This window comes from Pseudonocardia lutea (assembly GCF_042658055.1).
Lineage (GTDB): Bacteria > Actinomycetota > Actinomycetes > Mycobacteriales > Pseudonocardiaceae > Pseudonocardia > Pseudonocardia lutea.
The window spans coordinates 24,042-33,453 of record NZ_JBHSQK010000064.1 but is presented as its reverse complement, the minus strand read 5'-3'; the positions used below and the strand labels follow the sequence as shown (position 1 = coordinate 33,453).

Below are 9,412 nucleotides of genomic sequence, written 5' to 3'. Positions count from 1 at the left end.
ACGTCACCACCGGGACCGCGGACACCGTGCCCGGCCCCGCCGGGACCGTCCGGTTCGACGGGCTTCCCGATCGCGTGAGGACCATCGAGATCTGGCTGCCCTACACCGAGATCACCGAGCTCGTCGCGCTGCGCACCGATGCTCCCGTCCGGCCGGCACCGGAGAACGGGCGGCGGGTCTGGTTGCACCACGGCAGCTCCATCAGCCACGGGTCGAACGCCGCAAGCCCGTCGACGACCTGGCCCGCCCTGGCCGCCGCCGCAGGCGGGGTCGAGCTCGTCAACCTCGGGTTCGGCGGCAGCGCCATGGTGGACCAGTTCACCGCACGCGCCCTCCGGGACACCCCCGCAGACCTGATCAGTGTCAAGCTCGGCATCAACGTGGTCAACGGGGACGTGATGCGGCTGCGCGCGTTCGGGTCGGCGGTGCACGGCTTCCTCGACACCGTCCGGGACGGCCATCCGGACACCCCGTTGCTGGTGGTCTCGCCACTGCTCTGCTTCCTCGACGGCCGGAGGCTCTACGGCGAGGCCGATGCGGGCGAGCTCCCCCTCCCCGACGGGCTCCACCCCGACGCCACCACCCACCGCCTCATCGGGGAACGTTTCGCCGCCGTGGCCTTCGCGGAACGGGGACCCTTCCAGGGCTGAGTACGAGCCAGGCCCGCGGCGGCGGTACACCCACTCGGGGCAGGCGGTCGCCAGCGGGGTTGAGACGCTCTGCAGGTTCCCCCGATCTCCCTCGACGGTCCGGTGACCTGAAGTGGTCTCGAAGGGGAAACCACCTCGGGCTGAAACGACTTCCGTTGCGCTTCGAGTCCCGCGATTCGCCCGCGCCGGAGGAGAGCCGGACGATGCGCCGCTTCCGCTCCCCCACCGGTGAGCCCAAGGGCCGCACCGGTGGCTCGGTGCCGACCGGCTACGCCTCGCTCTGCATACTGGCGCGGTCTCCGATCGCCTCGGACAGGGTCACGTCGAAGCGCTGGGCGATCGCCTGCAGCGTCGACTCGTCCGCTTCCGAGCGTCGCGCCTCGGCGAACTCGGCGATCAGGTCCAGCAGCTCGCGTGCGGTGGCCATCTCTCGTCCTTCCTGTGTGTCAGGTCGCGGGGTCCGAGCGCCGCGGTGTCACGGCAGGCTCGCCGCAGTGGTCGGGTCGTCGGTGGTGTCGGCCGGGGTCGCGGCGTCGTGCCCTCGCGGAATCAGGGCGACGAGGATCGCACCGAGGAGCGCGGGGGCGGCGAAGGCGTAGAACAGCACCGGGGTCGGGAGCTGCGCGGTGAGCAGGATCCCGCCGTAGACCGGCCCGAGGATGCCGCCGAGCCTGCCGACCGCGAGTGCGGTGCCGATGGCGGTGGCGCGGATGCGGGTCGGGTACCGGGTCGCGATGAAGACGTTGATCAGGATCTGGGTGCCGACCGTGCCGACACCGGCGAGGACGACGGCGAGGTAGAGCACGCCGAGCGGGAGCGGGTAGCTCAGTACCGCGATGCCGACGACCGCGAGCAGGAACGACGCCGCGGTCGCGGGCCTGGAGCCGATGCGGTCGGCGAGGCGCCCGACCGCCACCGGCCCGATGGCGGTGCCCACGTTGAGCACGATCAGGAAGGCCAGCGCGGAGCCGAGCTCGTACCCGGCGGAGCGCATGAGCTGCGGGAGCCAGGTGTAGAGGCCGAACAGCACCAGCAGCGACGCGAAGGTGGTCAGGCAGAACAAGACCGTCGTCGCGGCGCGGCGACGGGAGAACAACGCGGCGATCCGCCCACGGCCGCCGGCCTGCTCGTCGACCGCGGAGGCGGCGGGCTCGGCGAGGGCGGGATCGAGCCCGAGCCGCTGGATCCACTGCTCGGCGGCCTGGTCCTGGCCGCTCGCGCGCAGGTAGACGAGGGACTCCGGAAGGAAGCGTGCCGCCAGGGGCAGCACGACGAGGGCGGCCAGGCCGCCGATGAGGTACTCCGCGTGGAAGCCGTGCTGCGGGACGACGGTGGCCGCGGCGACGGCGGCGAGCGCCCCGCCGAGCCCGACCCCGACGAAGGCGAGCGCGGTGTTGAGGTTGCGGCGCTGCCGCGGCGAGTACTCGAAGACGAGCGCGGCGATCGAGGGCAGCACGCCCCCGACGCCGATCCCCACGAGGACCCGCCCGGCGGCGAACAGCGTCACCCCGGGGGCGATCCCGCACAGCACCATCGCCAGGGAGAAGACCGCGACGCTGGCGAGGACGAGCCGTCGGCGCCCGAGCAGGTCGGTGAGCAGGCCGACCAGCACGGCGCCGACCAGCATCCCGATCGGGGTCAGACTGCCGAGCACCCCGGCCTGGGCCACTGTCAGGCCCCAGTTCTGGTCGGCGAGCATGGCCGGCAGGGCGGCGCCGTAGGCGATCACGTCGTACCCCTCGAGCGTCATGCACGCGAGGCAGAGCAGCAGGACGCTGGTCGGGGTCCGGGACGCTGCCGACGGGGGCGCAGAGGAGGACATGGCGACAGTGCCTTTCCGTGGAGGGCGCCGCTCAGGCCGGCGGTGCGAGGGGGAAGCGCTTGTCCAGCCAGCCGCGGATCTCCTCGGCGGCCAGCTCGTTGCCCGTCGGTTCGCCCTCGGCGACGGCGCCGCCGAAGTGCAGGCCGCGGACGCGCGCGACGGTGAGCTCCTCGGAGCCGAGGGCGGCGATCATGCGGCGGCTGTCGCTGGGGAACGCGGCCTGGTCGCCGGTGAGCTCGACGAACAGCGTCGGCGCGGTGACGCCGGGGGCGCAGCGGACGAAGTCCGCCTTCGAGCTGAGCCCGGACCAGGTGGAGAGCCACGCCTCGGGCGTGGTGAGCCGCCCGAAGCCGACCTGACCGTAGTCGATCAGGTCCGGGCGTGTGCCGAACAGCGAGCCGTACGGCCGCTCGCTCGGGTCGAGCGAGAGGTCGACGTTGCGCGGATCGGCGTCCGTGCGGAAGACCGTCATGATCGTCGGCGCCAGGGCCCGTCGCCGGTCGGCGGCCGCACCGGACTTCTTGAACGCCGCGCGGGCCTCGGCGGTCCGCGCCAGCACCTCCCGCGCGACCGCGTCGATCCGGGCGACCCGGTCGCGTTGCGCGGCACGGTAGCGCGCCAGGAACTCCGGCGAGTACGACGAGCTCTGCGGCGGCTCCGCGAACCCGTTCGCCGGGTTCCACGGGTCCAGCTCGGGCACGACCGCCAGGGGGTCCGTCTCGTCGGCGACCGAGGGGTCGATGCAGGCCAGCAGCAGCTTGCCCTGGCCGGGGTGCGGGGCGAGGAAGATCGCGCCGTCCGCGACGGGCATGTCCGCGCTCGCGAGGTCGATCGGCCGGCCGCCCGGGGTCCGGGAGATCCGTTCCGACGGCGACAGCGCCGCCTGTTCCAGGTAGTACGCGAACAGCGTGCCGCCGCCGGAGTGCCCGAGCACCACGACGTCGTCGTAGTGCTCGCGCAGGAACACCTGGCCCGCGGCGACGTCCAGCAGCGCCTGCTCGTGGACGAGGTTGAGGTCGTTGTTCACCGAGCGGGTGTGCTGGGTCCACACCGCGACCCCGGCCTGGAGCAGCAGCGGGACCAGCGGATGGTGGGTGACGTCCTGGCGCGGGTGCATCAGGCACACAACCGTCCGCGCGCCGGGCACGGTGGCCAGCACACCCCGCACGGTGGCACCGTCGGCCGTGGGCAGCTCGTGGACGGACGTGACCGTCGAGGCGGGCCGCTCCCCCGCAGCGAGGTAGCGGCCCGCACCCAGGCGCCCGGTCATGCCGGCTCCACGCGCAACGCGTCCTTGTCGTGCTGGGTGATCCGGCCGCTGCGGGCCACCCCGGCGACGCACGAGTACCAGACGGCGTGTCGGCAACCCGTGGCGCGCCGGTCGATCACGATGGGACCGTCCGCACTGATCACGAAGTACGGGCCGACCTGCCCGACGGTGACCGCAGGGTCCTCCGCGGCGACCTTCGCGACGGCGGTGTTCTCCGGGACGTCGAGGATGTAGAGCTCGGTCATCGCGCCGGCTCCGATCCCACCGGCTCCCAGCCCGGGGCCCGCTCGACGATCAGCTCGGCCTTGCGCGCCAGCAGCTTCCCGAAGCTCGGCTCCGGCTGCGCGACGACGTCCAGCAGGGCGTCGATCGTGAGGTTCGCGTCGAGGTCCTCCTGCGGGGTGACCGGTCGCATCGCCCTCGTGATCTCGAAGAAGTAGCCGTTCGGGTCGTGGGTGTAGATCGATTCGATGGTCTCGTGCCGGATCTGCATCTCCACCGGCCAGTCGCTGGCGTCGAGCCGGCGGCGGTACTCCAGCAGGTCCTCCTCGTTCTCCACGTGGATCGCGAGGTGCCGGGAGCGGACGAAGTACTCGGGCACGTCGGCGCCGAAGCGGCCGTAGACGTCGCCCTTCGCTCCGTCGGGTCCGCCCAGCGAGGGGTCGGTCCCGAAGTAGTAGAAGAAGGCGATCCGGTCGTCGTTGCCGATGTCGAAGAAGAAGTGGATGAAGTCCGGGTGGTCCTCCGGGCCCCACCCCACGGCGCAGATCGAGTGCACCACCGGGAAGCCGAGGACGTCCCGGTAGAAGCGCACCGTGGCCGCGGGGTCGAAGGTCGGGAACGCGACGTGGTCGACCCCCCGCACCCGGTGGTCCAGCTCTGTCATCAGTACCTCCATGACGCTCGTGCGGTGCTCACCCACGACCCTACGCCAGTGTTGACGATTGAGTCCATAGTTTGACGAAGAAGACGATACGCCGCGCGCACGAGGCCCCGGGCCCGTCGGCGCGAGCCGTCAGAGGTCGAGGATGCGCTCGAGGTGGTCGAGGTCCTGCCGCAGGAGCTTGATCGCGGCGGCGGGGCCCTCGCCGCCGGGGACCTGGTGGTCGGGGCGCTGCAGGGCGGCGACGGCCATGTCGGAGAGCTGCTCGATCACGCTCTCGGCGGTGTCGCGGCCGCCGGGGTGGAACCACCAGGCCACCCAGTTGCACATGCCGAGCACGCCGAGCGCCGCGACCCGCGCGTCGACCGGTCGGAACACGCCGGAGCGCACCCCGTCGTCGACCACGCCGGCGATGGTCCTCAGCACCGCCCGGCGGCCCTCGTCGTACGCCGCGGTCAGCTCCTCCGGCAGCTCGGCCTCGGAGCGGATCAGCAGCCGGAACCGCTCGGGTTGGGTCACCCGGCGGCGCACGAGGACCTCGACGATCCCCCGCAGGGTGGCGATCGGGTCCAGGTCCCGCGCGACCAGCGCGGTGAGCTCGTCGAGCGGCCCGCTGGTCACCTCGGTGACCAGCTTGGCCAGCAGCTCGTCCTTGCTCTTGACGTAGTAGTAGAGCGCAGGGCGGGTGATGCCCAGGGCGTCGGCGATGTCCTGCAGGCTCGTGCCGGCGAAGCCACGCTCGGCGAACAGCCGCGTCGCGTGCTCGTAGAGCTCGTTCTCCACCAGCTCCCGGCGGGCGGTGCTCGCCGCGCCGCGCTTGCGCCCGGTCCCGTTGCCGCTCATGTGTTGATGGTAGGGGCCGGTCTCATTCCGTCCCCGCGAGCAGCCGGCCCGCGCCGGGCAGGACGGGATCGAGGCCGAGGCCCGTGAGCAGCGCGTACGCTCCGGCGGTGGCGGCGGAGAGCACCGGCAGCCCGAACTCCTCCTCGGCCGGGGCGACGAGGTCGAGGGAGGGCATCTGCACGCAGGCGGAGATGACCAGGGCGTCCGCACCGGTGAGGTCGAGACCTCGGGCCGCCTCCAGCACCCGGTCCCCGGGGATGCACCCGACCTCGGTGTTGTCCGCGACCTCGAGCGCCGCCCAGTCGACGACGGTGAGATCCTCGGCCTCCAGGTAGGCGACGACCTGTTCGGCGAGGGGCCGCATGTAGGGCGTGACCAGTCCGATCCGGCGGGCCCCGAGTGCGGTCAGCCCGTCGACCAGCGCACCGGCGCTGGACAGGATCGGGGTGTCCGGGAGCTGGTCGCGGACGGCCTTCTCCACGCGTTGGTGCTCGCCGTGGCCCTGCGCCATCAACGCGACGAGGCAGGCGTAGAGCAGGGCGTCGACGTGGGCGTCGGCCAGCTCGTCGACGCAGCGCTCCCGCTGGGCGTTCATCGCCTTGAGCTCCTCCGGGGACACCTGGTGCATCCGCATCCGGCTGGAGTGGAAGGAGAAGCTCTCGGCGTGGCGGCCGAGCAGGGCCGGGATCTCGGTCTCGACGGTCACGTTGGAGCTGGGGACGACCAGTCCGATCCGGTGTGTCATCGGGCGGCACTCACTTTCCTGGCGATGTCGGCGGCCAGGCGCTTCTTGTCCGTCTTGCCGACGAGGGTGCGGGGGATCTCGGGGAGGTGTTCGAGGCGTTCGGGCCACTTGAACTTGGCGACCCCGAGGGCGGCGAAGTGTTCCTGCACCTCGGACAGGGTCAGCTCCGCGCCCTCCACCACCACGTAGGCGCAGGTGCGTTCGCCGAGCCGCGGGTCCGGCATCGGCACGACGGCGACCGCCGTGACCCGCGAGTGGCGGAGCAGGAGCAGCTCCACCTCCTCGGCGTTGATCTTCTCGCCGCCGCGGTTGATCAGGTCCTTGAGCCGGCCCTCGATGCAGACGTACCGTTCGCCCTCGATCGTCACGAACGCGGCCAGGTCGCCGGTGCGGTAGAAGCCGTCGGAGGTGAAGGCGCGGGCGTTGTGCTCGGGGGCGTCGAAGTAGCCGGGCAGCGTGTAGGGGCCGCGCGCGCACAGCTCGCCGACCTCCCCCTCGGCGACGTCGGCCTCCGAGCCGGGATCGAGGATCCGCACCTCGTCGAGCCCGGACAGCGGGGTCCCCACAGTCGTCAGTCGCGCCTCCCGCGGCGCGCCGGGCCGGGTCGTCAGGAACAGCCCCTCCCCCATCCCGAACAGCTGTCCCGACCAGATCCCCCGGGCCTCCAGGGCCTCGAACAGCGCGGGCGGGACCTTGCTGCCGGACAGGACGAGCTGGGTCACCGCCTTGGTGGCGGCGTCGAAGTCGGGATGGTCGACGGCGCGGTAGTGGCCGTGTCCGAGCAGGACGTGGGTGGCGCCCTCGCGGGCCATCAGCGGGAGCGACTCGTCGAGGTCGGGCGTGCCGAGGACGAGGCAGGCGCCGACACTGTGCGGGGCGTGGACCGCGCAGACGACGCCGGCGTTGTGGATGATCGGGATCAGGTGCGCGACCCGGGTCTCCGCGGTCCAGCCCCAGGACCGGGCGTACTCCGCGGCGTTGTACCAGTACTCCGCGTGCCGGCGAGGGATCACCTTCGGCACGCCGGTGGTGCCGCCGGAGAGCTGGTGGACGGCGACGGCGTCCGGGTCGATGTCCGCCTGGATCCGCTCGACCAGGGCGCGGGCCGCGGCGGCGTCCTGGTCGCGACCGAGCGCGGTGAACGACTCGCCGCGCGGGTCGTCGCCCAGGACGAGCACGTGCCGCAGCGTCGGGTGGTCGCGCCGCTGGCCCTCGGCGAACCCGACGAGGTCGAAGCCGCGCAGCCCCGCCTCGACCAGGTGGGCGACCGCGCCGACGCGGCGGCTGATCTCGCCGATCTCGTGGCCGCGGTGCGCGGCGAGGGTGGCGACGGGCACGAGCCCGGCCTTGAGCACGCCGTACCAGGCGACCACGGCCTCGAGCCGATTCGTGACCTGGAACAGCACAGGATCGCCGGGCCGTAGCCCCAACCCGGCCAGCCCCGCCGCGAGGAGGTCGGTCCGCTGGTCGAGCTCGGCGAAGGTGAGCCGCCCCTCCAGCGCGACGACGGCGTCGCGGCCCGGGTGGGCGCGCGCGATCCGGTGGAACTCGGTCGCGATCGTGGCGGTACCCCACAAGCCGGCCGCGCGGTAGCGGCGGACCGCGGCCTCGGGGTAGGCGACGAGTGTCATGCGGTCTCCTCGGTGAGCGCCACCAGGTCGGCGCGGCCGCTGACCAGCCCGGCGGCGAGATCGTCGCGCAATGCGGCCGGCCCCTCCACCGCGGTCAGCGTGCCGGTCTCCAGCCGGACCCGTTCGGCCAGGTCGAGCCGGGTGAGCAGGGCCGGACGGGCCGCGGGTCCGGCGACCAGCACGCCGTCCGTCCCCCGGGCCGACGCGACCAGCGCGTCCCCCTCCGGCGACCAGGGGTCGTGCACGTCGACCCACAGCCGCTCCAGCTCGGGGACCGTGGTGCGGTTCGGGAACGCGCGGTCCCCGTGAGCGAGCGGCCGGTCCAGCACCCAGCCGGCGAGATCGTCCGCCGGTGGGTGCCCGCCGCCGTACTGGCGCAGGGCCGTCCCGACGACGTCCGGGCTGGTCTGTGCGAACCGGTCCAGCGGGACGTTCCCGGCCCGGGACATGTACGCCACCATCAGCCGCTCCACCGGCAGCCCGGTCCGTGCGGGGAACGACTCCCACCACAGCTGGCTGCGCCGGGCCAGCTCCTGCAGCCGCTCGACGGCGGGCCGGCGGACCTCCTCGTACCGGGCGAACGCGACGCTTGCCTCGGGTGCCTCCCGCAGCGCGTCCACCAGGGCGATCGCGTCCTCCATCGCCAGCTTGGTGCCGGAGCCGATGGAGAAGTGCGCGGTGTGCGCGGCATCGCCCAGCAGCACCGTGTTCCCCTCCGCCCAGCGGTCACAGCGGACGGTGCGGAAGCGCAGCCAGCGTGTCCGGTTGCCGATCAGCGGCCGACCGCGCAGCTGCTCGGCGAAGACCTGCTCCAGGTACCGCAGGGAGGTCTCGTCCGAGGCCTCGAACGGCGTGCCCGGGGCCTCCAACGACGCGGTCGTGGTGTCGAACCCCGCGCGCCGCCAGGTCTGCTCGTCGGTCTCGATCAGGAAGGTGGAGCGGCCGCCCGTGTACGGGTAGGCGTGGGTGACGAACGTGCCGTGCTCGGTCTCGACCGGCGCGAACACGGCGGCCTCGAGCGCGAACGCGGTCCCGCACCACAGGTAGAGGCCCTTGCCGACCTCGATCCGCCGGCCGAACGTGCCGTTCTCGCGGGTCGCGCTGCTGACGCCGTCCGCGGCGACCACCACGTCCGCGTCGAGCTCCTCGGCGGCGCGGCGGACGCCGAACTCGAGCTCCACGCCGGCCTTCTCGGCGTGTCGTTGGAGAACGGCCAGGAGCTCGGTGCGTGCGATGCCGATCAGCCGGTCGTTGCGGACCCGGGCGGCCGCGTCGCCGACCTGCATCGTCATGTCGTGGCGCAGGCCCGCGGCGACGATGTCCCGCAGAGTGTCCGGGTCCGCGGCCTCGAGCCTGCGCTGCGTGCCCGCGGCGAGCCCGACCCCGAACCCGAAGGTCGTGTCGGGATCGCCCTGCTCGTACACGCGGACCTCGCAGGCGGGGTTCGCGAGCTTGAGCAGGCGCGCGGCGTAGAGCCCGCCCGGGCCTCCGCCCAGCACCGCGACCCGTCGTGGCTGCATCACCGGACCTCCGATGGCGTCGATTGACTGTTGCGTCGACTATTCGAC

General features: G+C 72.9%; 10 protein-coding genes. 1 reads left to right on the top strand and 9 read right to left on the bottom strand.

The features are described 5' to 3' along the window. Positions 1-650, top strand: a 650-nt coding sequence (locus ACFQH9_RS23130) for a GDSL-type esterase/lipase family protein (protein ID WP_379568849.1), incomplete at its 5' end; no start/stop codon positions are given. Positions 651-918: 268 nt separating this feature from the next. On the opposite strand, the gene ACFQH9_RS23125 is transcribed toward ACFQH9_RS23130, so the two are convergent. The 9 genes from ACFQH9_RS23125 to ACFQH9_RS23085 form a co-directional block, all read right to left on the bottom strand. Then, entirely contained in the window at positions 919-1,077 is a 159-nt protein-coding gene (locus ACFQH9_RS23125; RefSeq protein WP_379568847.1) for a hypothetical protein, read from the bottom strand. A 48-nt stretch (positions 1,078-1,125) separates the two neighbouring features. Further along, on the bottom strand, positions 1,126-2,400 hold the full coding sequence (locus tag ACFQH9_RS23120; RefSeq protein ID WP_379568845.1) for an MFS transporter: 1,275 nt from the start codon (positions 2,398-2,400) through the stop codon (positions 1,126-1,128). A gap of 103 nt (positions 2,401-2,503) precedes the next feature. Next, complete coding sequence (locus ACFQH9_RS23115) at positions 2,504-3,742, bottom strand: alpha/beta fold hydrolase (RefSeq protein WP_379568843.1); 1,239 nt, start codon at positions 3,740-3,742, stop codon at positions 2,504-2,506. Next, positions 3,739-3,987: a hypothetical protein gene (locus tag ACFQH9_RS23110; protein WP_379568841.1), complete on the bottom strand. Its 249-nt coding sequence runs from the start codon at positions 3,985-3,987 to the stop codon at positions 3,739-3,741. Before ACFQH9_RS23110 ends, ACFQH9_RS23115 begins: the two co-directional genes overlap by 4 nt. Next, on the bottom strand, positions 3,984-4,628 hold the full coding sequence (locus tag ACFQH9_RS23105; RefSeq protein WP_379568839.1) for a VOC family protein: 645 nt from the start codon (positions 4,626-4,628) through the stop codon (positions 3,984-3,986). Before ACFQH9_RS23105 ends, ACFQH9_RS23110 begins: the two co-directional genes overlap by 4 nt. Positions 4,629-4,757: 129 nt before the next feature. After that, positions 4,758-5,468, bottom strand: a complete 711-nt coding sequence (locus ACFQH9_RS23100) for a TetR/AcrR family transcriptional regulator (RefSeq protein ID WP_379568837.1) — start codon at positions 5,466-5,468, stop codon at positions 4,758-4,760. A 22-nt stretch (positions 5,469-5,490) separates the two neighbouring features. Next, complete coding sequence (locus tag ACFQH9_RS23095) at positions 5,491-6,213, bottom strand: maleate cis-trans isomerase family protein (protein WP_379568835.1); 723 nt, start codon at positions 6,211-6,213, stop codon at positions 5,491-5,493. Further along, positions 6,210-7,844, bottom strand: a complete 1,635-nt coding sequence (locus ACFQH9_RS23090) for a (2,3-dihydroxybenzoyl)adenylate synthase (protein ID WP_379568833.1) — start codon at positions 7,842-7,844, stop codon at positions 6,210-6,212. Before ACFQH9_RS23090 ends, ACFQH9_RS23095 begins: the two co-directional genes overlap by 4 nt. Beyond that, positions 7,841-9,364 carry an FAD-dependent monooxygenase gene (locus tag ACFQH9_RS23085; protein ID WP_379568831.1) on the bottom strand — a complete coding sequence of 508 codons (1,524 nt, stop codon included), beginning with the start codon at positions 9,362-9,364 and terminating at the stop codon, positions 7,841-7,843. Before ACFQH9_RS23085 ends, ACFQH9_RS23090 begins: the two co-directional genes overlap by 4 nt. Positions 9,365-9,412: the final 48 nt, after the last annotated feature.